This is a genomic window from Brachyspira pilosicoli, assembly GCF_019402445.1.
In the GTDB taxonomy this organism is placed as follows: domain Bacteria; phylum Spirochaetota; class Brachyspiria; order Brachyspirales; family Brachyspiraceae; genus Brachyspira; species Brachyspira pilosicoli_B.
Window position 1 is genome coordinate 1 of the sequence record NZ_SRZM01000349.1, and the last position, 800, is coordinate 800.

At 25.9% G+C, this 800-nt stretch carries 1 protein-coding gene; it reads left to right on the forward strand.

What is annotated here, in order from left to right; genetic code table 11:
- Positions 1-800 (forward strand): tetratricopeptide repeat protein (locus E6A48_RS10500; protein WP_219710159.1); only part of this gene is annotated, 800 nt, incomplete at both ends.

The following is an 800-nucleotide window of genomic DNA, read 5'->3' on the forward strand; positions in this document are numbered from 1 at the left end:
AATAGAGGTTTTTCTAAACACTCTCAAGGTGAATATGATGAGGCTATATTAGATTATAATAAAGCTATAGAATTGAAACAAAATTATTCAGAGGCTTATAATAATAGAGGTTTCTCCAAACACTCTCAAGGTAAATATGATGAGGCTATATTAGATTATGACAAGGCTATAGAATTAAAACCAAATGATGCAGATTTTTATGAAAATAGAGCTGATTCAAAACAAAGTATAAAAGATTATAAAGGTGCTATATTAGATTATGACAAGGCTATAGAATTAAAACCAAATGATGCAGGTTTTTATAAAAATAGAGCTGATGTAAAACAAAGTATGAAAGATTATAAAGGTGCTATATTAGATTATGATAAGTCCATAGAATTAAAGCCAAATTATTCAGAAGCTTATAATAATAGGGGTGCTTGTAAACAATATATAAAAGATTATCAAGAGGCTTTGAAAGATTATGATAAGTCCATAGAATTAAATCCAGATAATTCAGGAGCTTATAATAATAGGGGGGCTTGTAAACAATATATAAAAGATTATCAAGAGGCTTTGAAAGATTATGATAAATCTATAGAATTAAATCCTAATAATCCAAATACTTATTTTAACAGATATACATGTAAATCATCATTATTAATGGAAATAGTTGATAAAGATTCAGAAGAATATAAAAAATCTTTTGAAGATGCATATAATGATTTATATACTGCATACAATTTAGCTGACGAACAATTTAAAGAAACAATAAAAAGTCAAATTATTATTATGGCTAAAGAAGGAAATGATATAGCAAT